Below are 24,193 nucleotides of genomic sequence, written 5' to 3' on the forward strand. Positions count from 1 at the left end.
GTGACGGAGCGTCGGATACCCGGGCACGCGCGGTCGGGGCTGAAGCACTGGGTGCTGGTCGCGGCGGGCTGCGCGGCCGTGGTGGGCGGGGCCCTGGGGGCCACCTCGGCGACCGGCGCGGTGACGCCCGGTCAGGCCGCCGCCGAGCCGACCGCCCGGCCGGTGCCCTCCTCCGTGCCGCCGCCGGAGGTCGACCTGACGAAGGCGCACCTGCCGCTGGACTGCGGGCCGTTCCCGGTCGCGGTCGGCCTGAAGGCCTCCGCCGTGCTGGACGGCGAGCCGGTGACCGTCGCCGCCGCGCACTGCCAGGCCGACATGGGCACCCCGCCGGACGGGGTGTTCCTGGTCGCCGCCGGGGGCGCCCCCGTCGCGCTGCTGCCCGACGCCGAGGGCCTGACCGTCACCGAGCTGGCGATCCGCAGCGACGGCTCGATCCGCGGCAGGGCCCGCGGCTACTCGTCCCCCGACGTGCCGCGCTTCTCGCCCGACCTGCAGGTCGAACTGGTCTGGACCCGGACGGGCGGGGCGGGCGGCCCCTGGACGAAGACCGAGGCCGCCGCGCCGGTGCGCACCGCCTGAGCGGCCGTCAGTCCGCGTCCGGCCCGTAGACCTCGACGCCGTCCGCCGCGCGGCGGACGTGGATGCAGTCGCCCGGGCAGTCCTTGGCGGAGTCCACCACGTCCTGAAGGAGCGTCAGCGGGACGGGCACGCTCTCGCCCGGCTGCTGGCGCAACTCGTCGTCCGCGCCCTTGACGTAGGCCAGACCGTCGATGTCGAGCTCGAAGACCTCCGGCGCGTACTGCGCGCAGATGCCGTCGCCGGTGCACAGATCCTGGTCGATCCAGACTTCGAGTGCCTCGCCCGTGCCCGCCATTGCCCCTGCCGTTTCTGCTCTCGTCGCCCCGTATTCGGGGACATTCCTGTCACGATACATCCGCTCTGCTTTGAACCGTTGAGCGGTGGGCATCTCCTCTACCAAGAGGGGAAGCACGCAGGGCGAACAACCGGACACGCCCGACCCGCCTTTCTGATCACTAAGGGGTTTACATCGCCCTGGTCCCAGGTAGGTTTGGGTCGTCCAGCTCCCCCAGGAGGAGGTGAGGACCGTGGCAGCCCACGACGACGAGTACGACCGCAGCGCCGGCAGGCCCGCACGGGGGTCCGACGAGGCCGCGCAGGTCTCCTACCTCGAGCAGGAGATCGCTGTCCTTCGGCGCAGGCTCGCGGATTCCCCGCGCGGATCGAGGATCCTCGAAGAGCGGATCATCGAGCTGCAGACCAGTCTGGCCGGTGTGACCGCCCAGAACGAGAGGCTCGCCGCGACCCTGCGCGAGGCCCGCGACCAGATCGTGGCCCTCAAGGAGGAGGTCGACCGGCTCGCCCAGCCGCCGGCCGGATTCGGCACCTTCCTAGAGAAGAACGAGGACGGCACCGCCGACATCTTCACCGGGGGCCGCAAGCTCCGGGTCAACGTCAGCCCCAGCGTCGAGCTGGACGAACTGCGCCGCGGCCAGGAGGTGATGCTCAACGAGGCGCTCAACGTCGTCGAGGCGATGGCGTTCGAGCGGATCGGCGAGATCGTCACCCTCAAGGAGGTGCTGGAGGGCGGCGACCGCGCGCTGGTCGTCGGCCACACCGACGAGGAGCGCGTGGTGCGGCTCGCCGAGCCGCTCCAGGGCGTCACGATCCGGGCGGGCGACGCACTGCTGCTGGAGCCCCGCTCCGGCTACGTGTACGAGGTGGTGCCCAAGTCCGAGGTCGAGGAGCTGGTCCTCGAGGAGGTCCCGGACATCGACTACCGGCAGATCGGCGGCCTCTCCGGCCAGATCGAGCAGATCAGGGACGCGGTGGAGCTGCCCTACCTGCACGCCGAGCTGTTCAAGGAGTACGAGCTCCGGCCGCCCAAGGGCGTCCTGCTCTACGGCCCGCCCGGCTGCGGCAAGACGCTGATCGCCAAGGCGGTGGCCAACTCGCTGGCCAAGAAGGTCGCCGAGGTGACCGGCCGGCCGCAGGGCAAGAGCTACTTCCTCAACATCAAGGGCCCCGAGCTGCTCAACAAGTACGTGGGCGAGACCGAGCGGCAGATCCGCCTGGTCTTCCAGCGGGCCCGGGAGAAGGCGAGCGAGGGCACGCCCGTCATCGTCTTCTTCGACGAGATGGAGTCGCTGTTCCGCACCCGCGGCTCCGGCGTCAGCTCGGACGTGGAGAACACCATCGTCCCGCAGCTGCTGGCGGAGATCGACGGCGTGGAGGGCCTGGAGAACGTCATCGTCATCGGCGCCTCCAACCGCGAGGACATGATCGACCCGGCGATCCTGCGGCCCGGCCGCCTGGACGTCAAGATCAAGATCGAGCGGCCGGACGCCGAGGCGGCCAAGGACATCTTCTCCAAGTACCTCAAGGACACCCTCCCGTTCCACCCGGACGACCTCAAGGAGCACGACGGCTCGGTGTCGGTCACCGTCGCCGCCATGATCCAGTCGGTGGTCGAGCGGATGTACTCGGAGACCGAGGAGAACCGCTTCCTGGAGGTCACCTACGCCAACGGTGACAAGGAGGTCCTGTACTTCAAGGACTTCAACTCCGGCGCCATGATCCAGAACATCGTGGACCGGGCCAAGAAGATGGCCATCAAGGACTACCTCGACCACGGCCAGCGCGGTCTGCGCGTCTCCCACCTGCTCGCCGCCTGCGTGGACGAGTTCAAGGAGAACGAGGACCTGCCCAACACCACCAACCCGGACGACTGGGCCCGCATCTCCGGCAAGAAGGGCGAGCGGATCGTCTTCATCCGCACCCTCGTCACCGGCAAGCAGGGCGCCGAGTCCGGCCGTTCCATCGACACCGTCGCCAACACCGGGCAGTACCTGTAGCACGCGTACGACCCCGTCCGGCTGCGGCGCTCGGCAGGGCACCGCAGCCGGACGGCGCGTCTGCGCCGGCAGCACCCAGCAGTACCCACAGGTCAGGAGGGCCGCATGACCGTACGGCGCGTGATGGGCATCGAGACCGAGTACGGCATCTCCGTGCCCGGCCACCCCAACGCCAACGCCATGCTCACCTCGTCCCAGATCGTCAACGCGTACGCCGCGGCGATGCACCGGGCGCGCCGCGCCCGCTGGGACTTCGAGGAGGAGAACCCGCTGCGCGACGCCAGGGGCTTCGACCTGGCCCGGGACGTGGCGGACGCCAGCCAGCTCACCGACGAGGACATCGGCCTGGCCAACGTCATCCTCACCAACGGCGCCCGGTTCTACGTCGACCACGCGCACCCCGAGTACTCCTCGCCCGAGGTCACCAACCCGCGCGACGCGGTGCTCTGGGACAAGGCCGGCGAGCGGATCATGGCGGAGGCCGCCGAGCGCGCCCTGGAGCTGCCCAACGGGCAGCGGATCCTGCTCTACAAGAACAACACCGACAACAAGGGCGCCTCCTACGGCACCCACGAGAACTACCTGATGCAGCGGGCCACCCCGTTCGCCGACATCGTCCGCCACCTCACCCCGTTCTTCGTCTCCCGCCAGGTGGTGTGCGGGGCCGGCCGGGTCGGCATCGGCCAGGAGGGCGGCGGCCACGGCTTCCAGCTCAGCCAGCGCGCCGACTACTTCGAGGTCGAGGTCGGCCTGGAGACCACGCTCAAGCGCCCCATCATCAACACCCGCGACGAGCCGCACGCCGACGCCGAGAAGTACCGCCGGCTGCACGTCATCATCGGCGACGCCAACCTGTCGGAGATCTCCACCTACCTCAAGCTCGGCACCACCGCACTGGTGCTGTCGATGATCGAGGACGGCTTCATCGCCGTCGACCTCGCCGTCGACCAGCCCGTGCGCACCCTGCACCGGGTCTCCCACGACCCCGACCTCAAGCAGCTGGTCCAGCTGCGCAGCGGCCGCCGGCTGACCGCCGTCCAGCTCCAGATGGAGTACTGCGAGCTGGCCCGCAAGTACGTCGAGGACCGCCACGGACAGGACGCCGACGACCAGACCATGGACGTACTGGCCCGCTGGGAGGACGTGCTGGGCCGCCTGGAGCGCGACCCGATGAGCCTGTCCCGGCAGCTCGACTGGGTCGCCAAGAAGGAGCTCCTGGAGGGCTACCGGCAGCGGGACGGCCTGGAGTGGGACAGCCCCCGCCTCCAGCTGGTCGACCTCCAGTACAGCGACGTGCGGGCCGACAAGGGCCTGTACAACCGGCTGGCGGCGCGCGGCCGGTTCGAGCGGCTGTTCACCGACGACGAGGTGCGCCGTGCCGCCACCAGCCCCCCGGACGACACCAGGGCGTACTTCCGCGGCCGCTGCCTGGAGCAGTACGCCGACCACGTGGCCGCGGCCTCCTGGGACTCCGTCATCTTCGACCTGCCCGGCCACGACAGCCTCCAGCGCGTCCCGACCATGGAGCCGCTGCGCGGCACCCGGGAGCACGTCAAGGAGCTGCTCGACCGGTGCCGCACCGCCGAGGACCTGGTGCGCGTCCTCTCCGGCGGGTAACTTTTCGATCACCGGGGGTGAACATTTCCCCGACGGGGAATCATTCCGGTGAGCAGCCAGCGTTGAACGAGAACACCGAACGAGCGGGGTGAGGAAAATGGCGGACAAGGACACCGGCGGCGGCCAGCAGCGGGCAAACCGCTCCTCCGAGGAGGCCGAGGAGCAGGCCGCGGAAACTCAGGCTTCGGACGACCTCAAGGAGCGCCAGGAAAAGCTCAGCGACGACGTCGACTCGGTGCTCGACGAAATCGACGAGGTGCTGGAATCCAACGCGGAGGATTTCGTGCGCGGATTCGTCCAGAAGGGCGGCGAGTGAGGAGGGGGAACCCCCTCCTCCACCGAGAACGGCACCACGAGCGCCGCAGGTGTGCCCTGAGCGCGCCTGCGGCCTCGCGTTCCCGCAAGCTCCTGTGCACAGCGGGTGGAACCGGACCCCGAAGCGGGTAGGGTCCGGGGCACCAAGCAACTTTCGATCTTCGATCCGGAAGGACACGTGTGGAAGCCAACCTCAGTGGCACCGGGCGTCTGCCGGCCGCCTTCCTCACCCCCGGCTCCTCCTCGTTCCTCGACTTCCTCGACAGCCACGCGCCGCAGCTGCTCCCCGGCCGGCGCGCCCTCCCCGAGGGGATGACGGTCGAGGCGCCGCACGGCACCACCATCGTCTCCGCGGTGTTCGACGGCGGCGTGGTGCTGGCCGGCGACCGCCGCGCCACGATGGGCAACGTCATCGCCCAGCGGGACATCGAGAAGGTCTTCCCGGCGGACGAGTACAGCGCCGTCGGCATCGCCGGCACGGCCGGCCTCGCGGTCGAGATGGTCCGGCTGTTCCAGCTGGAGCTGGAGCACTACGAGAAGATCGAGGGCGCCGTGCTCTCGTTCGAGGGCAAGGCGAACCGGCTCACCACGATGATCCGTTCCAACCTGGCGATGGCCATGCAGGGCCTCGCGGTCGTCCCGGTCTTCGCCGGCTACGACCTCGACCTCGGCCGCGGCCGGATCTTCACCTACGACGTCACCGGCGGCCGCTCCGAGGAGCGGGCCGGCTTCGCCGCCACCGGCTCCGGCTCGGTGTTCGCCCGCGGCTCGATGAAGAAGCTCTACCGGGAGGGGCTGACCGGCGAGGAGGCCGCCACCCTCGCCGTCCAGGCGCTGTACGACGCCGCCGACGACGACTCCGCGACCGGGGGGCCCGACCTGGCCCGCAAGATCTTCCCGATCGTCACGCTGATCACCGAGGACGGCTTCCGCCGGCTCACCGAGGAGGAGGTCTCCGCGATCGCGATCTCCATCACCGACCAGCGCCGCGAGCACCCGAACGGCCCGCAGGCCCCGCTCCTCTGAGTCCGCCCCAACCACCCGAAGGGAGACCGGCGGTGTCCACGCCGTTCTACGTCTCGCCCCAGCAGGCCATGGCGGACCGCGCGGAGTACGCCCGCAAGGGCATCGCCCGCGGCCGAAGCGTGGTCGTGCTCACCTACGCCGACGGCATCGTCTTCGTCGCGGAGAACACCTCCCGCGCCCTGCACAAGGTCTCCGAGATCTACGACAAGATCGCCTTCGCCGCGGTCGGCCGCTACAACGAGTTCGAGAACCTGCGCATCGGCGGCGTCCGCTACGCCGACCTGCGCGGCTACTCCTACGACCGGGCCGACGTCACCGCCCGCGGCCTGGCCAACGTCTACGCGCAGACCCTCGGCACCATCTTCTCCTCGGTCGGGGAGAAGCCCTACGAGGTCGAACTGATCGTCGCCGAGGTCGGCCGCGCCGCCGCCGACGACCAGATCTACCGGCTCACCCCCGACGGCTCGGTGGTGGACGAGAAGAACGCCGTGGTGGTCGGCGGCAACGCCGACTCCATCGGCAACTACCTCGGCCAGCGCCACCGCGCCGGCCTGAGCCTCGCGGAGGCGCTCAAGCTGGCGGTCGACGGCCTGGCCCGCGACCCCAACGGCGGCACCCCCCGCGCCCTGACGCCCGAGCAGTTGGAGGTCGCCGTCCTCGACCGCCAGCGCCCCCAGAAGCGGAAGTTCAAGCGCATCCTGGGCGGCCAGCTGGCCCGGCTGCTCAGCGGCGACGAGTCGGCGGCCGCCGAGGACGGTAGCGACGGGAGCGCCGACACCGAATGACCGGCCCGGGCGGCCCGCCCGACGCGGCGGGCCGCCCGCCCGGTCCACCACCGCCACCGAGGGGTTCCACCGAGCTTCGAACAGAGAAGAGTCGCACATGGACCGCCGAATTTTCGGGCTGGAGAACGAGTACGGAGTCACCTGCACCTTCCGGGGGCAGCGCCGGCTGTCGCCGGACGAGGTCGCCCGCTACCTCTTCCGCCGGGTCGTCTCCTGGGGCCGCAGCAGCAACGTCTTCCTGAAGAACGGCGCCCGCCTCTACCTCGACGTCGGCTCCCACCCCGAGTACGCGACCCCCGAGTGCGACGACGTCACCGAGCTGGTCACCCACGACAAGTCCGGCGAGCGGATCCTCGAGGGCCTGCTGGTGGACGCCGAGCGGCGGCTGCACGAGGAGGGCATCGCCGGCGACGTCTACCTGTTCAAGAACAACACCGACTCGGCCGGCAACTCCTACGGCTGCCACGAGAACTACCTGGTGGCCCGGCACGGCGAGTTCTCCCGGCTGGCGGACGTGCTGATCCCGTTCCTGGTGACGCGGCAGCTGATCTGCGGCGCCGGCAAGGTGCTGCAGACCCCGCGCGGCGCGGTCTACTGCGTCAGCCAGCGCGCCGAGCACATCTGGGAGGGCGTCAGCTCCGCCACCACCCGCTCCCGCCCGATCATCAACACCCGGGACGAGCCGCACGCCGACGCCGAGCGCTACCGGCGGCTGCACGTCATCGTCGGCGACTCCAACATGTCGGAGACCACCACGCTGCTCAAGGTCGGCGCCACCGACCTGGTGCTGCGGCTGATCGAGGCCGGCGTGGTGATGCGCGACCTGACGCTGGAGAACCCGATCCGGGCGATCCGCGAGGTCAGCCACGACCTGACCGGCACCCACCAGGTCCGCCTCGCCAACGGCCGGGAGGCCTCCGCCCTGGAGATCCAGGAGGAGTACTACACCAAGGCGCTGGAGTTCGCCGACCGCAAGGGCCTCAACGAGGGCACCGTGGCCCGGGTGCTGGACCTGTGGGGCCGCACCCTGGAGGCGGTGCGCAGCGAGGACCTGGCCAAGGTCGGCACCGAGATCGACTGGATCATGAAGTACCAGCTGATCGAGAAGTACCGGGCCAAGCACCAGATGACCATGTCCAACCCGCGGGTCGCCCAGATCGACCTCGCCTACCACGACATCCACCGCCGCCGCGGCCTGTTCTACCTGCTGCAGAAGAACGGCCAGGCCAAGCGGGTCACCACCGACCTGCTGACCTTCCAGGGCAAGTCGGTGCCCCCGCAGACCACCAGGGCCCGGCTGCGCGGCGACTTCATCCGCCGCGCCCAGGAGCAGCGCCGCGACTTCACCGTCGACTGGGTGCACCTCAAGCTGAACGACCAGGCGCAGCGCACCGTGCTGTGCAAGGACCCGTTCCGCTCGGTCGACGAGCGGGTGGAGAAGCTGATCGCCGGCATGTGAACGGCCGGCTCCGCACGGTCCGTCGGGGGCGCGCCGAGCGCCTCCGACGGACCGGACGAATCGGGTCATAGGCTGACGCCATGCGTCGAACCGCCTGCCTGCTCACCGTTCCCCTGACCGTCGCACTGCTCGCCGGGTGCAGCAGTTCGGGCGGCTCGGGGAAGTCCACCGCGACGACGCCCCCGGCCGCCTCGGCCTCCGCCGTCGCGGTGCCGAGCCCGGTGGCGTCCGCCTCGCCGATGCCGTCCGTCAGCGGCGAGTTCGGCTCGAAGGCGACGATCACGCTGCCCTCCGAGCAGCCCGGCGGCCAGTTCGTGGTGAGCGTCGTGAGCGAGGGCTCCGGGCCGGAGGTCAAGAAGGACGACTGGGTGACCGTCAACTACACGGTCAAGGACTGGACCAGCGGCAAGGACCTGTCCAGCTCCTACGACGACAAGGGCAAGCCGCAGCTCTACCAGGCGGGCACCGGGCAGCTGGTGCCCGCCTTCGACCAGAGCGTGGTCGGCAAGAAGACCGGCTCCCGGCTGCTGGTGGTGGCCCCGCCGGCGGCCGGGTTCGGCAGCCAGGGCTCGACCGCGCTGGGCGTCGGCAAGGACGACACCGTGGTGTTCGTGCTGGACGTGGTGGGCACCGTCGCGCCGGACACCACCATCCCCGGGGACATCGTCCAGCCGCCCGCGAACGCCCCGCAGGTGAAGGACAACGGCAAGGCCGCGCCGACCATCACCGTCCCCTCCGGCCAGCAGCCGCCCGCCGACCTGCAGCAGTACGTGCTGGTCAAGGGCACCGGCCCGGAGGTGCAGAGCGGGCAGACGCTGCTGGTCCAGTACACCGGCGTGGTCTGGGCGGACGGCAAGGAGTTCGACTCCTCGTGGAACCACGGCGGGGCGCAGCCCATGCAGGTGGGCACCGGCAGCCTGATCAAGGGCTGGGACCAGGGACTGGTCGGCAAGAACGTCGGCAGCCGGGTGATGCTGGTGGTGCCGCCCTCGCTGGGCTACGGCGACCAGGCCAGCGGGTCGATCCCGGCGAACTCCACCCTGGTGTTCGTGATCGACATCCTGGAAGCAGTCTGAGAACCGCCTGACAGCGGGGCGCGGACCGGACTGAACGGCTCTCATGCCGACCTGACATACTGCTGCCCCGCACCAGTGGTACACGCGTCGTCGGGCGAGTCGAATGGGGAGTCATGTCTGAGAAAGCGTCGAGCCCGGGCGAGGCCGACAACACCGGGAACAAGCCTTCCCTGGACCGCGAGTCGATCGTCGTCCCCGCGGAGATCCTGACCCAGGCCGGCTGGGCCCCGCCCACCAACCCGGTCAGTCCCGATGCCAAGGACGACCAGGCGCCGCAGTTCTTCGCGTCCAACCAGCGCAAGGTGCCGCTCTCCGAGGCCGGGTACGACGAGGACCCGGGCGGGGTGGGCCGGCTCGGCGTCATCCTGGGTTCGGTCGTCGCGGTCCTGCTGCTCGCGTCCGGCGTGACGATGTACTACGTCAACAAGGACGGCGACACCAAGCCCGCCGCCAAGGCGGACGCGGCGACGGCCGCCCCGAGCGCGGCCGCGTCGCCCTCGCCGAGCCAGGAGCCGGTGCCGCCGATCAAGGACAGCGCCAAGGTGCTGCCCTCGGTCTCCGGCGACTTCGGCTCCAAGGCCGCCATCACGCTGCCCAAGGACGCCCCCGAGGGGACGTTCGTGGTCAAGGAACTGTCCGCGGGCAACGGCCCGAAGGTCGACAAGGGCAACTGGGTCTCCGTCGACTACACGGCGATGGACTGGCAGACCGGCAAGGAGATCCCCGGCTCGTACGGCGACGAGAACGCCAAGCCGCAGCTGTTCCAGGCCGGCGGCGGGTCGCTGATCCCGGCGCTGGACAGCGTCGTCGAGGGCCACAAGGCCGGCAGCCGCCTGCTGGTGGTCGCCCCGCCCGCCGCCGCGTTCGGCGCGAACGGCAACAGCCAGCTGGGCATCGGGGCCGGCGACAGCCTGGTGTTCGTGCTGGACATCCGGCAGGCCACCGCGCCGGGCGCGGTCCTCTCCGGCGAGGTGACCCCGCCGCCGGCGGACTTCCCGAAGGTCAAGGACAACGGCAGCAAGCCCGCCGACATCACCCCCGTCCCGGGCGCCGCCGACCCGACCGAGCTGAAGAGCCACGTGCTGATCCAGGGCAAGGGCCGCAAGATCGAGCAGGGCGAGAAGGTGCTGGTCCAGTACACCGGCGCGCTGTACAAGGACGGCAAGAAGTTCGACTCCTCGCTCGACCGGGGCGAGGCGTTCACCTTCACCACCGGCGCCGGCCAGGTCATCGAGGGCTGGGACAAGGGCATCACCGGCCAGAACATCGGCAGCCGGGTCGAGCTGGTCGTCCCCGCCTCGCTGGGCTACAAGGACCAGGCCAGCGGGTCGATCCCGGCGAACTCCACCCTGGTGTTCGTGGTGGACATCCTGGACGCGGGGGCCGGCGGCAACTGACGGTCACCGGCCGCCGGTGCGCCTAGGATGAGTGGCGTTCACGCAACCGAACGAGAAGAGCAATCGTGAGCCTGACCAAGCCGGAGATCGACTTCCCGGGCGGCGACGCCCCGACCGAGCTCCAGATCCGCGACATCGTGGTCGGCGACGGCGCCGAGGCCAAGGCCGGCGCGGTCGTCGAGGTCCACTACGTCGGTGTCACCTTCGCCTCCGGCGAGGAGTTCGACGCCTCCTGGAACCGCGGCCAGACCTTCAAGTTCCCGCTCGGGGGCGGCCGGGTCATCAAGGGCTGGGACCAGGGCGTCGAGGGCATGCGCGTCGGCGGCCGCCGCGAGCTGGTCATCCCGCCGCACCTGGCGTACGGCAACCAGTCGCCGAGCCCGCTCATCCCGGCCGGCTCCACCCTGATCTTCGTGGTGGACCTGCTGGGCGTCTGACCTCGGACGTACCACCGACACCCCCGGTTCCGCCAGGAGCCGGGGGTTCGGCTTTCTCTGGACGCGTCCGTACCGGTACGGTCAGGCGGGTCACCCCCGATCGGAGGAAGGGTCAGCGATGGCGATCGCCAAGGCAGAGCGGCTGATGAACCTAGCCCTGTGCCTGATGAACACCCGGCGTCCGCTCTCCAAGAAAGAGCTGCGCGAGTCCGTCGAGGCGTACCGGGAGGCCTGGCAACAGGGCTCCGAGGACGCCTTCAACCGGATGTTCGAGCGCGACAAGGACGACCTGCGGGAACTCGGACTGATCATCGACGTGGACGAGAACGCGCTCGACGGCGAGATCGGCTACCTCGCCCGCCGCGACCGCAACCGCCTCCCGGAGATCGCCCTGGACGCCGAGGAGGCCGCCGCCCTGGCGCTGGCCGCCCGGGTCTGGCAGCAGGCCAAGATGTCCGGCGCCGCCAGCGGTGCGCTGCAGAAGCTGCGCGCCGCGGGCGTCCCGTTCGTCGAGGACCGCGAGCACGGCGCGCTGGAGCCGCGGATCCCCGGCCGGGAGGCCGCGTTCGAGCCGCTGCTCACCGCCGCCCGCGACCGGCGCCCGGTCACCTTCGACTACCGCAAGGCCGGCGCCGCCACCGCCGAGCCGCGCTCGGTCGAACCCTGGGCGCTGGAGTGCTGGCGCGGCCACTGGTACCTGGCCGGGTACGACCGCGACCGCGGCTCGGCCCGGGTGTTCCGGCTCTCCCGGATCACCGGCAAGGTCCGCTCCCGGGCCGGCGCCTTCACCGGCGAGGTGCCCGAGCACGTGGACGTCCGGGCCGTGGTGGCCCGGTTCGCCGGCGAGGGCGCGACCGCCGTGGCGCAGGTCGAGGTGCGCTCCGGCGCCGCCTACCCGCTGCGCCAGCGGGCGCTGGAGACCCGGCCGGTGGACGCCGACTGGGACGAGCTGGACATCCCGTACGGCAACGGCCTGGGCGCCGACCTTGCCGAGTACGGGCCCGACGTCATCGTGATCGGCCCCGAGGACCTGCGGGCCGACGTCATCGACCGGCTGCGCGCCGTCGCCGGTCTCTCGGAGGTGCGGGCATGAGCAACGCGATCGACCAGACGCGGCGGATGCTGTCGCTGGTGACGTACCTGCGCGAGCGGCCCGGGGCCGAGGTGGCCGAGGTGGCGCGGGCGTTCGGGATCACCGAGCGGGAGCTGATCGGCGACCTGAACGTGCTGCCGATGTGCGGCACCTCCTTCCGCGGCGGCGACCTGCTCGACATCGACACCGACGGCGAGCGGATCTGGTGGCACAACGTGGACGACGTCGCCCAGCCGCTGCGGCTGGCCGCCGACGAGGCCACCGCGCTGCTCGTCGCCGCCCGCGCCGTCGCCGGGCTGCCGGGGCTGCGCGAGCGCGACCGGCAGGCGCTCACCCGGGCCGTCGCCAAGATCGAGGACGCGGCCGGCGAGAACGCCGCCTCCGCCGCCCGGATCGGCGTCACCTTCGAGGCCGAGGGCACCGTCTTCGCCGACATCGACCGCGCCCTGAGTGAGGGCCGCCTGATCTGGCTGCGCTACTGGTCGCACGGCCGCGGCGAGCTGACCGAGCGCGAGGTCGACCCGATCCGGCTGGTCACCGAGGGCCACACCTACCTGGAGGGGTGGTGCCGCACCTCCGAGGACCGGCGCACCTTCCGGCTGGACCGGATCGCCGAGATCAAGGTGCTGGACGAGCCCGCCAACCCGCCCCGGCTCCAGCCCCGCGACCTGTCCGCCGGGCTGGTCGCCCCCACCGCGGACGACCCGCAGGTGGTGGTGGAGGTCGGCCCCGGCGGCCGCTGGGTCGCCGAGTACTACACCCACGACAGCGCCGAGGAACTCCCCGACGGCGGACTGCGGATCACCATGCGCTCCGCCGAGCCGGCCGGCCTGCGCACCCTCGCGCTGCGCCTGGGCCGGGACGGCCGGATCACCGCGCCCGCCCAGCTCGCCGAACAGGCCCGCACCGCCGCGCTGGCCGCGCTGGAGCACTACCGGGACGGACGGGTCTCAACCACGTGACCGGAGGCACCAGGTTCAAGGTGTACTGCTCGCAGTGCCGGGAGAAGGTCGAACTCCCGGCCGGCGAGTTCCGGCTGGCCCTCGGCGCCAGCAAGGAGCGCACCTTCTACAGCTTCACCTGCCCGGCCTGCGGAGCCGCCGTCCGCAAGATCGCCGGGGAGAAGATCGTCGCCGCGCTGACCGAGGCCGGCGTGCGCACCATGCGGCTGCTGCCGGTGGACGGATAGGGGAGGCCCGCACGTGAACTGGACCCTGGTCGGGGCCGTCCTGCTGTCCACCGCGGGCCTGCTGGTGCTCGGCGTGCTCGCGCTGCGGCTGTGGCTGGACGCCCGGGCGCTGGCCCGCGAGGTGGACGGCGCGGTCGACGCGCTGCAGCGGGCGAACAAGGCGGGCTGACGCCCGACCGGCGGCGGGGCGGCCGGTACCCGATCGTTGGGTACCGGGTTCCCGTCGCGACACCCCGAGCGGCTACCATCGCCCGCAGAGGGGGAGCCCTGCCTCCCGGACAAGGAAGGCGGTGCTCCGGAGATGAGACTCCTGTCGCCCGGCTCGCTGCTGCTGGTCACGGTGTTCGCGGTGCTGCTGTTCGGCGGCAAGCGGCTGCCGGACGCGGCGCGGGCGCTCGGACGGTCCCTGCGGATCCTCAAGAGCGAGGGCAAGGCGCTGCGCCGGGAGTTCGACTCCGGCCGCGAGGGCGCGGTGCCCGTCGCCGAGGCCGCGCGGAGCGCCGCCGAACCGGAACGGGTGGTCAAGTCCGCCCCCGGCGCGTCGCGCACCGACCGGGCCGCCTGAGCGACCCGGCCTGAGCACCACCGTCGGGCTCCCGCACCACTCCGACTACGACGAGCGCACGATTCGAGGACCGGGTTGAGCAAGACGACCAAAGCGGCCAAGGACCCTGAAGGGCGGATGGCGCTCGCCGACCATCTCCGCGAGCTGCGCAACCGGCTGGTCAAGTCGCTGCTGGCGATCATCTTCTTCACGATCATCGCGGCGTTCTTCAACAAGCGGCTGCTGGACTTCCTGATCGCCCCGCTGCCCGCCTGCGGTCCGGACGGGCACCCGGTGCCGGGTGACGAGCACTGCGCGCAGGTGTCCAACATCGGCCTGCTGACGCCGTTCACCCTGGTGCTGAAGGTCAGCCTCACCGCCGGCGTGGTGGCCGCCACCCCGGTCTGGCTGTACCAGCTGTGGAAGTTCGTGGCGCCCGGTCTGCACCAGCACGAGAAGCGCTACTCGGTCTCCTTCCTGGCCGTCGGCACCCCGCTCTTCCTGGCCGGTGCGGCGTTCGCCTACCTGGTCATGCCGATGACCGCGCAGATGCTGATCAGCTTCGTCGCGGACGGCGTCACCTCGATCGTGCCGGTGGAGGACTACCTCGACCTGGTCACCCGCATGGTGCTGGTGTTCGGCGCGGGCTTCGAACTGCCGCTGTTCCTGGTGATGCTGAACCTGGTCGGGGTGCTCACCGGCAAGCGGATGCTGGGCTGGTGGCGCGCCATGGTGATGGGCATCACGGTGTTCGCGGCGTTCGCCACCCCGTCGGCCGACCCGGTGTCGATGCTGGCGCTGGCCGCGCCGATCTGGGCGCTGTACTTCATCGCGGTCGGCATCTCGCTGGTGAACGACAAGCGCAAGGCGGCCCGCAACCCCGACGCCGGGCTGAGCGACGAGGAGGCCTCCGAGGTCGACCTGACGGTCGAGGGCGTGGCGGGCCCGGAGTCGGTCGGCGGGGTGGAGCCGGTGGAGGCCCCGGCGCCGATCCCGGCCACGCGGCGCGACCGGATCGACGACGACATCACCTGACGGGCGGCCGTTGACCGGCCAGGCCGACGGACGGCCCCGGACCCCTGTGGTCCGGGGCCGTTCCGCGTTCCGGGTGAGGGGGCCGGGGCCGGCGGGGGTCTTGCCCGAGATTTGAGCCATGTGACATATTACTGGCGTGCTCAAGCGAACCCCCTACGACGTCGTGGTGGTCGGCGCCGGCGTCGTCGGCGCCGCCTGCGCCTACTACGCGGCCCGGGCCGGTCTGAAGACCGCCGTGGTGGACCGCGGCCCGGTGGCCGGCGGGACCACCGGCGCCGGCGAGGGCAACCTGCTGGTCTCCGACAAGGAGCCCGGACCGGAACTCGACCTCGCGCTGCTCTCCGCCCGGCTGTGGCGCGAACTCGCCGCGGAGTTCGGCGAGCGCGTCGAGTACGAGCCCAAGGGCGGCCTGGTGGTCGCCACCGAGGCCGCCGGGCTCGACCCGCTGCACGGCTTCGCCGCCGCGCAGCGCGCCGCCGGCGTGGAGGCCGTCCCGGTCGCCGCCGACGAACTGCGCACCCTCGAACCGCACCTGGCCCACGGACTGCCCGGCGGCTACCTGTACCCGCAGGACGCCCAGGTGCAGCCCGCGCTGGCCGCCGCCCACCTGCTGCGCGCCTCCGGCGCCGACCGCCACCTCGGCGAGGCCGTCACCGGGCTGCTGCGCGGCCCCGGCGGCGCCGTCACCGGCGTGGCCACCGCACGCGGCGCCATCGCCGCGCCCGCCGTGGTGAACGCCGCCGGCACCTGGGGCGGCGAACTCGCCGCGCTGGCCGGCGCGCACCTGCCGGTGCTGCCCCGGCGCGGCTTCGTGCTCGTCACCGAACCGCTGCCGAGGATCGTCCGGCACAAGGTCTACGCCGCCGACTACGTCGCCGACGTCGCCTCCGGCTCGGCCGACCTGCAGTCCTCCGCCGTGGTCGAGGGCACCCCCGCCGGGCCGGTGCTGATCGGCGCCAGCCGGGAGCGGGTCGGCTTCGACCGCACCCTCGACCCCCGGGTGCTGCACCGGCTGGCCGCCCAGGCCGCCGCGCTCTTCCCGGTGCTGCGCACCGTCCAGGTCCAGCGCTCCTACCGGGGCTTCCGCCCCTACCTGCCCGACCACCTGCCCGCCATCGGGCGCGACGCCCGGGTGCCCGGCCTCTACCACGCCTGCGGGCACGAGGGCGCGGGCATCGGCCTGGCGCCCGCCACCGGGCTGCTGATCGGCCGCCAGCTCACCGGAGCCGATCCGGGCTTCGACCTGGCGCCGTTCCGGCCCGAGCGGTTCGAGCGGTTCGAGGGCGCGGAGGGGGAGTCGTGAGGGCGGGCTCGCGGGAGCGGGCGGTGCGAGGCGCGTGGAGACGAGGAGTGGTCATGGATCCGTTCGACCTGGTGGGGGCCGAGCCCGGCCCGGCCCGGACCGTCCTGTTCGACGGGCGTCCGGTGCCCGCGCTGCCCGGGCAGACGCTGGCCGCCGCGCTGTGGGCCGACGGCGTGCTCGCCTGGCGCACCACCCGTGGCGGGGGGCGGCCGCGCGGCGCGTTCTGCGGGATCGGCCAGTGCTTCGACTGCCTGGCCACCGTCAACGGCCGTCCCAACCAGCGCCTGTGCCTGCTGCCCGCCGAGCACGGCGACACCGTCACCACCCAGGAGGGGCACGGCCATGCCGACCTCGAAGTCTGAGCCGACCGGGCCGGCCGGCGGCCGCGCGGGGCCCTGCTACGACCTCGCGGTGATCGGGGCCGGCCCCGCCGGGCTGGCGGCGGCCGACACCGCCGCCCGGTTCGGCCTGCGGGTCGCGCTGGTGGACGCCGGCAGCCGGCTCGGCGGGCAGTACTACCGGCACCCGGCGCCCGAGCTGGGCGCGGCCAGGCCCGGGAGGCTGCACCACGGCTGGGCGGTGTTCACCCGGCTGCGGGCCCGGCTGGCGGCCTCGCCGCTGGTCGACCACCTGGCCGGCCACCACGTGTGGGCGGCCGAGGCGGGCGGGCCCGGGGACGGCGGGCGGCCCTGGCGGCTGCACGCCACCCACGGCCCCGGGGCGGCCGACCGGACCACCGTCCGGGCCCGCGCCGTCCTGCTGGCCACCGGTGCCCACGAGCGGCACCTGCCCTTCCCCGGCTGGACGCTGCCCGGCGTGGTGTCCGCGGGCGGCGCGCAGGCGGTGCTCAAGTCCTCGCTGGTGCTGCCCGGCCGCCGGATCGTGGTGGCCGGCAGCGGCCCGCTGCTGCTGGCCGTCGCCTCGTCGCTGGTCTCGGCCGGGGCGGAGGTCCCCGCGGTCGTGGAGGCCGCCTCCTACCTCGGCTACGCCCGGGGGCTGCCGGTGCTGGCCGGCAACCCCGCCAAGCTGGCCGAGGGCGCCGCGCACGGCGCCGGGCTGCTGCGCCGCGGCGTGCGGCTGCGCCGCGGCAGCGCGGTGGTCGAGGCGCACGGCACCGACCGGGTCACCGCCGTGACGGTGGCCCGGCTGGACTCCCGGTGGAGGCCGGTGCCCGGCAGCGGGCGGCGGATCGCGTGCGACGCGCTGGCGATCGGGCACGGACTCGTCCCGCAGATCGAACTGGCCGTCGAACTGGGCGCCGGGACGGTCACCGGGCCGGACGGCGCGGTCGCCCTGGAGGTCGACGCCGAGCAGCGCACCAGCGTGCCCGGGCTGTGGGCGGCGGGGGAGACCTGCGGCGTCGGCGGCGCGGACCTGGCGCTGGCCGAAGGCGTGCTGGCCGCCCACGCGGTGGCCGGGCGCCCGGCGCCCGCCCGGGAGGCCGCCACCCGGCGGCGGCGGCGCGCGTTCGCCGCGCTGATGGCCGCCGCGCACGCCCCCGGGCCGGACTGGACCGGCTGGGTCACCGACGACACCGAGGTCTGCCGGTGCGAGGAAGTCCCGGCGCGGGAGGTCCGGGCGGCCGTGGAGGAGCTCGGCGCCGGCGACGCCCGGACGGTCAAGCTGCTCACCCGGGCCGGGATGGGCTGGTGCCAGGGCCGGATGTGCGGGCCCGCGGTGGCCCGCCTGTCCGGCGGGGGCGCCGGGCGGCCGGACAGCCGCCCGCTGTCCTGCCCGGTGCCGCTGGCGCAGCTGGCCGAGCCCCGGCCGGACTGAGCCCCCCGCCGCCCCCGGGGCGGCGGGCCCTTGTGGACCCCGCTCGCCCACTTGTAAAATGTCACACATCATATCGAGGGAGATCTCGTGACCCCCACCCCCCGCGACCCCGCCCGCCCCTGGCGCGGCGTCATGGTCGCCACCACCCTGCCTTTCCGCGCCGACCTCACGGTGGACTACGACGCCTACGCCGAACACGTCCGCCGGCTGATCGACCGGGGCTGCGACGGCGTCGTCCCCAACGGCTCGCTCGGCGAGTACCAGACCCTCACCCCCGAGGAGCGCGCCAGGGTCGTCACCACCGCCGTCGAGGCGGCCGGCGACGGCGCCCGGGTGATGGCCGGCGTGGCCGCCTACGGCAGCGCGGAGTCCCGCCGCTGGGCCGAGCAGGCCGCCGAGGCCGGGGCCGGGTCGGTGCTGCTGCTCCCGCCGAACGCCTACCGCGCCGACCACGCCGCGGTGCGCGCCCACTACGCCGAGGTCGCCCGGGTCGGCGTGCCGGTCGTCGCGTACAACAACCCGATCGACACCAAGGTCGACCTCGTTCCCGCCCTGCTCGCCCAACTGCACGCCGAGGGCTCGATCGTGGCCGTCAAGGAGTTCTCCGGCGACGTCCGCCGCGCCTACGAGATCGGCGAACTGGCCCCCGGCCTGGACCTGCTGGTCGGCGCCGACGACGTGCTGCTCGAACTGGCCGTGGCCGGCGCCGTCGGCTGGATCGCCGGCTACCCGAACGCGCTGCCCGCCACCTGCGCCGAGCTGTACCGCGCCGCCGTCTCCGGCGACCTGGCCACCGCCGTTCCGCTCTACAGGTCGCTGCACCCGCTGCTGCGCTGGGACTCCAGGACCGAGTTCGTGCAGGCCATCAAGCTCTCCATGGACCTCGCCGGCCGCCCGGGCGGCCCGACCCGCCCCCCGCGCCTGCCGCTCCCCCCGGAGACCGCGGCCGCGGTGCGCGCCGCGACCGGGAAGGCGCTCGCCGAAGGCCGCGAGTAGCGCCGCCGCCAAGGCGGTCCCGACCGGCGGGGGAGCCGGTCCGGGCCGCCGGACGCCCCTGAACCGCCGTCAGCCGATCGGAGAGCACCGCGATGCGGACCCGCCACGTCTTCCACGCCGTCGACTCGCACACCGAGGGGATGCCCACCCGGGTGGTCACCGGCGGCTTCGGCACCGTCCCCGGCGCCACCATGGCCGAGCGGCGCACCCACTTCCAGCGCCACCTCGACCGGTTCCGCACGCTGCTGATGTACGAGCCGCGCGGCCACTCCGCGATGAGCGGCGCGATCCTGCAGCCGCCCACCCGGCCGGACGCCGACTTCGGCGTGCTGTACATCGAGGTCTCCGGGCTGCTGCCGATGTGCGGCCACGGCACCATCGGCGTCGCCACCGTGCTGGTCGAGACCGGCATGGTGCCGGTGGTCGAACCGGTCACCACGGTGCGGCTGGACACGCCCGCCGGGCTGGTGGTCGCCGACGTCCGGGTGGAGGACGGCGCCGCGACCGCCGTCACCATCCGCAACGTGCCCTCGTACTCCGTCGCGCTGGACCGGAAGCTGGAGGTGCCCGGCTACGGGACGGTCACCTACGACCTCGCGTACGGCGGCAACTACTACGCCATCCTGCCGCTGGAGCGGCTCGGGCTGCCGTTCGAGCGCGGGCGCAAGGACGACATCCTGGCCGCCGGACTGGCCGTGATGGACGCGGTCAACGCCTCGGACGGGCACCGGCCGGCCCACCCCGAGGACCCGTCCATCCACGGCTGCCACCACGTCCAGCTGCTCGCGCCCGGCTCGGACGCGGCGCACTCGCGGCACGCGATGGCGATCCACCCCGGCTGGTTCGACCGCTCGCCCTGCGGGACGGGCACCTCCGCGCGGATGGCGCAGCTGCACGCGCGCGGCGAGCTGGCGATCGGCGCGGACTTCCGCAACGACTCCTTCATCGGGACGACCTTCACTGGCCGCCTGGTCGAGGAGACCACGGTGGCCGGCCTGCCCGCCGTCGTCCCGACCGTCACCGGCCGGGCCTGGGTGACCGGCACCGCGCAGTACTTCCTCGACCCGACCGACCCGTTCCCGGCCGGCTTCCTGCTGTAGCCGCGGCGGCCGTCGGCCACCCCCTGCGAAAGGTTCTCCCGCATGACCACCATCGACTCGTACAACCCCGCCGACCCCGACGACCTGGTCGCCTCGGTGCCGTCCACCGGGGCCGGGGGCGTCGCGGCGGCGCTCGCGGGCGCGCGCGGGGCGCAGCGCGACTGGTGGGCGCTGGGGGCGGCCGGGCGGTCGCTGGCGCTGACGGAGGCCGCCGCCGCGATCGAGCGGGCGGCCGACGAACTGGCCGGACTGGTGGTCCGCGAGGTGGGCAAGCCGGTCGCCGAGGCGCGCGGCGAGGTCGCCCGCACCGTGGCGATCTGGCGCTACTACGCGCAGGCGCCGTTCGCCCCGGCCGGCGAGGTGCACGAACCCGCCGCCGGGCCGGGCCTGCTGCTGACCCGCCGCCGCCCGTACGGGGTGGCCGGGCTGATCACGCCGTGGAACTTCCCGCTGGCGATCCCCACCTGGAAGGCCGCGCCCGCGCTGGCCGTCGGCAACACCGTGGTGCTCAAGCCGTCCTCCGAGGCGGTGGCCTGCGCGCTGCGGCTGGCCGAACTGGCCGGCCTGCCCGAGGGCGTGCTCACGGTGGTGCCGGGCGGCGGGGAGGCGGGGACGGCGCTGGTCGAGGGGGCGGACGTCGTCTCGTTCACCGGCTCGACCCCGGTGGGCCGCTCGGTGATCGCGGGCGCGGCCGGGCGCGGCGTCCCGGTGCAGGCCGAGATGGGCGGCCTGAACGCCGCGCTCGTCCTCCCGGACGCCGACATCGAGCGGGCCGCCGCCCACCTGGCGGGCGCCATCGCCGGCTACGCGGGCCAGAAGTGCACCGCCACCGGCCGGGTGATCGCCGTCGGCGGCGCGTACGGGCCGCTCGCCGAGGCCCTGGCCGGGGCGCTCGCGCGGACCCCGGCCGCCGACCCGTCCGCGCCGGCCACCGTCTGCGGCCCGGTGATCAACCGGTCGGCGCTGGAGCGGCTGACCGGCGCCGTCGACACCGCCCGCGCGGGCGGCGCCACCGTGCTGGCCGGCGGCGCGGAGGCCGAACGGACGGGCTGGTTCCTGGGACCGACCCTGCTGGCGGGCGTCCCGGCCGGGCACCCGCTGCTGGCGGAGGAGTTCTTCGGGCCCCTCGCCGTGCTGCTGCCCGCCGCCGACCTGGACGAGGCGGTCGCGCTGGCCAACGACACCCGGCACAGCCTGTCCGCCTCCGTGCACTCGCGCAGCCTGGAGGTGGCGCTGGCCGCCGCCGACCGCCTGGACGCGGGCATGATCCGGATCAACGCGCCCTCCAGCGGCGTCGACTTCCACCTGCCGTTCGGCGGCGCCAAGGGCGCCTCGTACGGCCCCCGCGAGCAGGGCCGGGCCGCGCTCGACTTCTACACCGCCTCCCGCACCGTCAGCGTGCTGCCCGCCGGGGAGCACTGATGCAGCAGATCTCCACCACCGACTACCACACCGCGGGCGAGCCGTTCCGGATCGTCGTCGCGGGCCTGCCGCCGATCCCCGGCGACACCGTCGCCGAACGCCGCTCGATCGCGATCGGCACGGGCGGCGCCACCTCGCCGCGCCCCGGCGCGCTGGACGACGTGCGCCGCCTGCTGACCCGCGAACCGCGCGGCCACGCCGGCATGTACGGCGGGTTCGTGGTGCCCCCGGACGACGGCGGGGCCCACTTCGGCGTCCTGTTCTGGCACAAGGACGGCTACTCGACCGCGTGCGGCCACGGCACCATGGCGCTCGGCGCCTGGGCCGTCGACACCGGGCTGGTCGCCGCCCCCGACGACGGCACCGCGCTGGTGCGCATCGACGCCCCCTCCGGCCGGGTCAGCGCCACCGTGCACCGCAGCGGCGGCCGCACCACCGCCGTGACCTTCCGCAACGTGCCGACCAGGGTGCTGGCCCGCGGGGTCGGACTGACGGTCGGCGGGCGCCCGGTGGCGGTCGACCTGGCGCACTCCGGCGCGGTGTACGCCGCGCTGCCCGCCGCCGCGCTCGGCCTGTCCGTCGTCCCCGACCGGCTCGCCGAACTCACCGCCGCCGGACGGGACGTCCGCGCCGCGCTGGAGGGCCACCGGGCCCTGGCCGAGCACCGCGACGGCGTCTACGGCGTCATCCTGTACGACGAGCTGCCCGACACGCCGGCCGGTCCGCACCAGCGCAACGTCACCGTCTTCGCGGACGGCCAGGTCGACCGCTCCCCGTGCGGCTCCGGCACCTCCGCCCGGCTCGCCCTGCTCGCCGACGAGGGCGCGCTCGGCGGTGAGCGCACCCTGCGCCACGACTCGGTCATCGGCACCGCCTTCACCGGCCGGGTCCGCGGGCGCCGCGACGGCGGCGTGGTCACCGAGGTCACCGGCACCGTCCACCGCACCGGCGAGCACCGCTTCGTCCTCGACCCCGAGGACGTCCTCGGCGCGGGGTTCCTGCTGTGAACGTCGCCGGGCTGGAACTGACGCTCGACCACCTCGCCGCCGTGGCCGCGCTGGAGCGGGCGCTGCTGGACGGACTGGACGTGGAGGGCACCCCGGCCCGGGCCGGGGTGCCCGTCCCGGCCGGGGAGCTGCTGCTGATGCCCGCCGCGACCGAGCGCTTCGCGGGGGTGAAGATCGCCGGGGTGGCGCCCGCCAACCCGGCGGCCGGGCTGCCCCGGATCACCGGCTGCTACCTGCTGCTCGACGGCCCCACCCTGCGCCCGCTCGCCCTGCTGGACGGGGCGGCGCTCACCGCGCTGCGCACCCCCGCCGTCACCGCGCTCGCCCTGCGGGCGCTGGCCGCGCCGGACGCCCGGCACCTGGTGCTGTTCGGCGCCGGGCCGCAGGCGCTCGGCCACCTGGAGGCGTTGGACGCGGTGCTGCCCGGGCTGGCGCGGGTCACCGTGGTGGCCCGCCGCCCGGGCCCCGCCGGGGAGTTGGCGGCGCGCGCGGCCGCGCTGGGCCTGGACGCGGCCGTCGGCGCACCGGAGGCGGTCGCCGGCGCGGACGTCGTGGTGTGCTGCACCACCGCCCGCACCCCGCTGTTCGACGGCGCGCTGGTGCCCGACCGGGCGGTGGTCGCGGCGGTCGGCTCGCACGAGCCCGGGGCCCGCGAGGTGGACGCCCGGCTGGTGGACCGCGCCGACCTGTTCGTGGAGGCCCGCGAGGCCGCGCTGCGCGAGGCCGGGGACCTGCTGCTGGCCGGGGCGGGGGCCGAACGGCTCGTCAATCTGGCCGAACTGGTCACCGGGAGGGCCGCCGTCCGCCATGATCGGCCCAGGTTCTTCAAGAGCGTGGGCATGGCGTGGCAGGATCTGGCGGTGGCGTCGGCGCAGTACGCGTCGACGCGGTGGGGCGCGGGGCGGTGGAGCACGGGGCGGCGCGCGGACACGGACGGCGACGACCGCGGGTAGGGCACCCACTCTCCGCAACGTGACATTGTACAATGGGGTCCTGTTGAACCTCCGGAGGAACACCATGGCCGACCTCAAGCCCCGCAACCTCATCTCCGTCCAGGAGCGGCTGCGCGACCAGGTCGCCCACGCCCTGCGTGCGGCACTCATCTCCGGTGAACTGCGCCCCGGCGTGGTCTACTCCGCCCCGACGCTGGCCGTCGACTTCGGGGTCTCCGCGACCCCCGTCCGGGAGGCGATGCTCGACCTGGCCCGCGAGGGACTGGTCGAGGCCGTCCGCAACAAGGGCTTCCGGGTCACCGAGCTCTCCGACCGGGACCTCGACGAGTTCACCGAGATCCGCGCGCTGATCGAGGTCCCCACCGTCGGCCAGGTCGCCCGCACCGCCACCGCCGAACAGCTGGAGGCGCTGCGCCCGCAGGCCCGGGCGATCGTCGCGGCCGCCCGCGAGCACGACCTGATCGGCTACCTGGAGGCCGACCGGCAGTTCCACCTCGACCTGCTCGCGCTGGCCGGCAACGCCCGGCTGGTCGAGACGGTGGGCGACCTGCGCAAGCGCTCCCGGCTGTACGGCCTCAACCGGCTCGACCAGCGGGGCGAACTCGTCACCTCCGCCGAGGAGCACCTCGAACTGCTGGACGTCCTGCTGACCGGCGACGCCGAAGCCGCCCAGGCGTGCATGACCCGCCACCTCGGCCACGTCCGCCACCTGTGGGCGGCCGGCGACAAGGCCGCCGAGCGGCCCGCCGGGCCGGAGGGCGCGCTGCGGCTGTCGGGGCGCTGACGGGCC

26 protein-coding genes are annotated in these 24,193 nt (G+C 73.6%); 25 read left to right on the forward strand and 1 reads right to left on the reverse strand.

Annotated elements, in window-relative coordinates; all coding sequences use genetic code 11:
* Positions 1–579: a hypothetical protein gene (locus tag OO48_RS03960; protein ID WP_051731706.1), complete on the forward strand. Its 579-nt coding sequence runs from the start codon at positions 1–3 to the stop codon at positions 577–579.
* Between the two features lie 7 nt (positions 580–586).
* Here the strand turns inward: OO48_RS03960 and OO48_RS03965 are convergent, their stop codons facing one another.
* Positions 587–874 carry a ferredoxin gene (locus tag OO48_RS03965; RefSeq protein WP_033212814.1) on the reverse strand — a complete coding sequence of 96 codons (288 nt, stop codon included), beginning with the start codon at positions 872–874 and terminating at the stop codon, positions 587–589.
* 232 nt (positions 875–1,106) lie between these two features.
* Between OO48_RS03965 and arc the strand changes: the two genes are divergently transcribed.
* From arc to OO48_RS04080, 24 genes are all read left to right on the forward strand, one after another.
* The gene (gene arc, locus OO48_RS03970; RefSeq protein WP_033212815.1) at positions 1,107–2,873 is read left to right on the forward strand and encodes a proteasome ATPase; all 1,767 of its coding nucleotides are present in this window, start codon (positions 1,107–1,109) and stop codon (positions 2,871–2,873) included.
* Positions 2,874–2,978: 105 nt separating this feature from the next.
* Positions 2,979–4,490 (forward strand): depupylase/deamidase Dop, encoded by a 1,512-nt coding sequence (dop, locus tag OO48_RS03975; protein WP_033212817.1) that lies wholly within the window; start codon positions 2,979–2,981, stop codon positions 4,488–4,490.
* Between the two features lie 97 nt (positions 4,491–4,587).
* Positions 4,588–4,806: a ubiquitin-like protein Pup gene (locus OO48_RS03980; protein ID WP_033212818.1), complete on the forward strand. Its 219-nt coding sequence runs from the start codon at positions 4,588–4,590 to the stop codon at positions 4,804–4,806.
* A 179-nt stretch (positions 4,807–4,985) separates the two neighbouring features.
* Complete coding sequence (gene prcB / locus OO48_RS03985; RefSeq protein WP_033212820.1) at positions 4,986–5,831, forward strand: proteasome subunit beta; 846 nt, start codon at positions 4,986–4,988, stop codon at positions 5,829–5,831.
* A 32-nt stretch (positions 5,832–5,863) separates the two neighbouring features.
* Entirely contained in the window at positions 5,864–6,616 is a 753-nt protein-coding gene (gene prcA / locus OO48_RS03990) for a proteasome subunit alpha (RefSeq protein ID WP_033212821.1), read from the forward strand.
* A 97-nt stretch (positions 6,617–6,713) separates the two neighbouring features.
* Entirely contained in the window at positions 6,714–8,075 is a 1,362-nt protein-coding gene (gene pafA / locus OO48_RS03995; protein ID WP_033212823.1) for a Pup--protein ligase, read from the forward strand.
* Positions 8,076–8,155: 80 nt separating this feature from the next.
* Positions 8,156–9,151: an FKBP-type peptidyl-prolyl cis-trans isomerase gene (locus tag OO48_RS04000; protein ID WP_033212824.1), complete on the forward strand. Its 996-nt coding sequence runs from the start codon at positions 8,156–8,158 to the stop codon at positions 9,149–9,151.
* A 113-nt stretch (positions 9,152–9,264) separates the two neighbouring features.
* Positions 9,265–10,548 (forward strand): FKBP-type peptidyl-prolyl cis-trans isomerase, encoded by a 1,284-nt coding sequence (locus tag OO48_RS04005; RefSeq protein WP_051731707.1) that lies wholly within the window; start codon positions 9,265–9,267, stop codon positions 10,546–10,548.
* A gap of 65 nt (positions 10,549–10,613) precedes the next feature.
* Positions 10,614–10,985: an FKBP-type peptidyl-prolyl cis-trans isomerase gene (locus OO48_RS04010; protein WP_033212825.1), complete on the forward strand. Its 372-nt coding sequence runs from the start codon at positions 10,614–10,616 to the stop codon at positions 10,983–10,985.
* Between the two features lie 118 nt (positions 10,986–11,103).
* Positions 11,104–12,078 carry a helix-turn-helix transcriptional regulator gene (locus tag OO48_RS04015; RefSeq protein ID WP_033212827.1) on the forward strand — a complete coding sequence of 325 codons (975 nt, stop codon included), beginning with the start codon at positions 11,104–11,106 and terminating at the stop codon, positions 12,076–12,078.
* A complete protein-coding gene (locus tag OO48_RS04020; protein WP_033212828.1) occupies positions 12,075–13,040 on the forward strand; it encodes a helix-turn-helix transcriptional regulator in 966 nt (321 codons plus the stop codon). The genes OO48_RS04015 and OO48_RS04020 overlap by 4 nt, the downstream gene beginning before the upstream one ends.
* Complete coding sequence (locus tag OO48_RS04025; protein WP_033212829.1) at positions 13,037–13,267, forward strand: hypothetical protein; 231 nt, start codon at positions 13,037–13,039, stop codon at positions 13,265–13,267. Before OO48_RS04020 ends, OO48_RS04025 begins: the two co-directional genes overlap by 4 nt.
* 13 nt (positions 13,268–13,280) lie before the next feature.
* A complete protein-coding gene (locus tag OO48_RS38050) occupies positions 13,281–13,436 on the forward strand; it encodes a hypothetical protein (RefSeq protein WP_157845369.1) in 156 nt (51 codons plus the stop codon).
* Between the two features lie 132 nt (positions 13,437–13,568).
* Entirely contained in the window at positions 13,569–13,832 is a 264-nt protein-coding gene (locus tag OO48_RS04030; RefSeq protein ID WP_033212830.1) for a twin-arginine translocase TatA/TatE family subunit, read from the forward strand.
* A gap of 117 nt (positions 13,833–13,949) precedes the next feature.
* The gene (gene tatC / locus OO48_RS04035; protein ID WP_051731708.1) at positions 13,950–14,846 is read left to right on the forward strand and encodes a twin-arginine translocase subunit TatC; all 897 of its coding nucleotides are present in this window, start codon (positions 13,950–13,952) and stop codon (positions 14,844–14,846) included.
* A 136-nt stretch (positions 14,847–14,982) separates the two neighbouring features.
* Positions 14,983–16,149 carry an NAD(P)/FAD-dependent oxidoreductase gene (locus OO48_RS04040; RefSeq protein ID WP_033212833.1) on the forward strand — a complete coding sequence of 389 codons (1,167 nt, stop codon included), beginning with the start codon at positions 14,983–14,985 and terminating at the stop codon, positions 16,147–16,149.
* Positions 16,150–16,202: 53 nt separating this feature from the next.
* Entirely contained in the window at positions 16,203–16,511 is a 309-nt protein-coding gene (locus tag OO48_RS04045; protein ID WP_106970240.1) for a (2Fe-2S)-binding protein, read from the forward strand.
* Positions 16,492–17,925, forward strand: coding sequence for an FAD/NAD(P)-dependent oxidoreductase (locus OO48_RS04050; RefSeq protein WP_051731709.1), 1,434 nt, complete (start codon positions 16,492–16,494; stop codon positions 17,923–17,925). The genes OO48_RS04045 and OO48_RS04050 overlap by 20 nt, the downstream gene beginning before the upstream one ends.
* 132 nt (positions 17,926–18,057) lie before the next feature.
* Positions 18,058–18,921 (forward strand): dihydrodipicolinate synthase family protein, encoded by an 864-nt coding sequence (locus OO48_RS04055; RefSeq protein WP_081951908.1) that lies wholly within the window; start codon positions 18,058–18,060, stop codon positions 18,919–18,921.
* A gap of 92 nt (positions 18,922–19,013) precedes the next feature.
* Positions 19,014–20,021: a proline racemase family protein gene (locus OO48_RS04060; protein WP_033212835.1), complete on the forward strand. Its 1,008-nt coding sequence runs from the start codon at positions 19,014–19,016 to the stop codon at positions 20,019–20,021.
* A gap of 42 nt (positions 20,022–20,063) precedes the next feature.
* Entirely contained in the window at positions 20,064–21,443 is a 1,380-nt protein-coding gene (locus tag OO48_RS04065) for an aldehyde dehydrogenase family protein (RefSeq protein WP_033212837.1), read from the forward strand.
* Positions 21,443–22,450, forward strand: a complete 1,008-nt coding sequence (locus OO48_RS04070) for a proline racemase family protein (RefSeq protein ID WP_033212838.1) — start codon at positions 21,443–21,445, stop codon at positions 22,448–22,450. The genes OO48_RS04065 and OO48_RS04070 overlap by 1 nt, the downstream gene beginning before the upstream one ends.
* Positions 22,447–23,403 carry an ornithine cyclodeaminase family protein gene (locus tag OO48_RS04075; RefSeq protein WP_051731710.1) on the forward strand — a complete coding sequence of 319 codons (957 nt, stop codon included), beginning with the start codon at positions 22,447–22,449 and terminating at the stop codon, positions 23,401–23,403. The genes OO48_RS04070 and OO48_RS04075 overlap by 4 nt, the downstream gene beginning before the upstream one ends.
* A gap of 64 nt (positions 23,404–23,467) precedes the next feature.
* Complete coding sequence (locus tag OO48_RS04080) at positions 23,468–24,187, forward strand: GntR family transcriptional regulator (RefSeq protein ID WP_033212839.1); 720 nt, start codon at positions 23,468–23,470, stop codon at positions 24,185–24,187.
* Positions 24,188–24,193: the final 6 nt, after the last annotated feature.

Source organism: Kitasatospora phosalacinea (assembly GCF_000716545.1).
Lineage (GTDB): Bacteria > Actinomycetota > Actinomycetes > Streptomycetales > Streptomycetaceae > Kitasatospora > Kitasatospora phosalacinea.

Bases quoted from the DNA above. Each gene is read 5' to 3' on its own strand.
- OO48_RS03965 (WP_033212814.1), bottom strand. From the start codon at position 874: ATGGCGGGCACGGGCGAGGCACTCGAAGTCTGGATCGACCAGGATCTG.
- dop (WP_033212817.1), top strand. From the start codon at position 2,979: ATGACCGTACGGCGCGTGATGGGCATCGAGACCGAGTACGGCATCTCC.
- OO48_RS03980 (WP_033212818.1), top strand. From the start codon at position 4,588: ATGGCGGACAAGGACACCGGCGGCGGCCAGCAGCGGGCAAACCGCTCC.
- pafA (WP_033212823.1), top strand. From the start codon at position 6,714: ATGGACCGCCGAATTTTCGGGCTGGAGAACGAGTACGGAGTCACCTGC.
- OO48_RS04000 (WP_033212824.1), top strand. From the start codon at position 8,156: ATGCGTCGAACCGCCTGCCTGCTCACCGTTCCCCTGACCGTCGCACTG.
- OO48_RS04005 (WP_051731707.1), top strand. From the start codon at position 9,265: ATGTCTGAGAAAGCGTCGAGCCCGGGCGAGGCCGACAACACCGGGAAC.
- OO48_RS04015 (WP_033212827.1), top strand. From the start codon at position 11,104: ATGGCGATCGCCAAGGCAGAGCGGCTGATGAACCTAGCCCTGTGCCTG.
- OO48_RS04020 (WP_033212828.1), top strand. From the start codon at position 12,075: ATGAGCAACGCGATCGACCAGACGCGGCGGATGCTGTCGCTGGTGACG.
- OO48_RS04030 (WP_033212830.1), top strand. From the start codon at position 13,569: ATGAGACTCCTGTCGCCCGGCTCGCTGCTGCTGGTCACGGTGTTCGCG.
- tatC (WP_051731708.1), top strand. From the start codon at position 13,950: ATGGCGCTCGCCGACCATCTCCGCGAGCTGCGCAACCGGCTGGTCAAG.
- OO48_RS04045 (WP_106970240.1), top strand. From the start codon at position 16,203: ATGGATCCGTTCGACCTGGTGGGGGCCGAGCCCGGCCCGGCCCGGACC.
- OO48_RS04050 (WP_051731709.1), top strand. From the start codon at position 16,492: ATGCCGACCTCGAAGTCTGAGCCGACCGGGCCGGCCGGCGGCCGCGCG.
- OO48_RS04055 (WP_081951908.1), top strand. From the start codon at position 18,058: ATGGTCGCCACCACCCTGCCTTTCCGCGCCGACCTCACGGTGGACTAC.
- OO48_RS04060 (WP_033212835.1), top strand. From the start codon at position 19,014: ATGCGGACCCGCCACGTCTTCCACGCCGTCGACTCGCACACCGAGGGG.
- OO48_RS04065 (WP_033212837.1), top strand. From the start codon at position 20,064: ATGACCACCATCGACTCGTACAACCCCGCCGACCCCGACGACCTGGTC.
- OO48_RS04070 (WP_033212838.1), top strand. From the start codon at position 21,443: ATGCAGCAGATCTCCACCACCGACTACCACACCGCGGGCGAGCCGTTC.
- OO48_RS04080 (WP_033212839.1), top strand. From the start codon at position 23,468: ATGGCCGACCTCAAGCCCCGCAACCTCATCTCCGTCCAGGAGCGGCTG.